Source organism: Staphylococcus sp. EG-SA-2 (assembly GCF_017152085.1).
On the sequence record NZ_JACYHC010000150.1, the window covers coordinates 1 to 537 of the forward strand.

A 537-nucleotide genomic window follows, 5' to 3' on the forward strand; every position below is an offset into this window, starting at 1 on the left:
GAACGCCATTTGAAACTAAAGTTATTGAAGCGGCAACGTTAGATTTACTAACGGCATTTTTAGATGAACAGTATCAGAAACAAGAACAAGATTATAGTCAAAATTATGCATATGTACGCAAAGTAGGACATACCGTTTTCAAATGGGTTGCTATCGGTATGACAACGTTAAGTGTTTTATTAATTGCATTCTTAGCCTTTTTATATTTTTCAGTAATGAAGCATAATGAGCGCATTGAAAAAGGATACCAAGCATTTGTAAAGGATGATTATACGCAAGTACTAAATACGTATGATGATTTAGATGGTAAAAAATTAGATAAAGAGGCACTTTACATTTATGCCAAAAGTTATATCCAAACAAATAAACAAGGTTTAGAAAAAGATAAGAAAGAAAATTTACTTAATAATGTGACACCAAATTCAAACAAAGACTACTTATTATATTGGATGGAATTAGGACAAGGACATCTTGATGAAGCGATTAATATTGCCACTTATTTAGATGATAACGATATTACAAAGTTAGCGTTGATTA

General features: G+C 30.4%; 1 protein-coding gene. It reads left to right on the top strand.

Features of this window, described 5'->3' with window-relative positions:
- A partial coding sequence (locus IDG60_RS01455) for a type VII secretion protein EssB/YukC (protein ID WP_274611428.1) occupies positions 1-537 on the top strand: 537 nt, incomplete at both ends.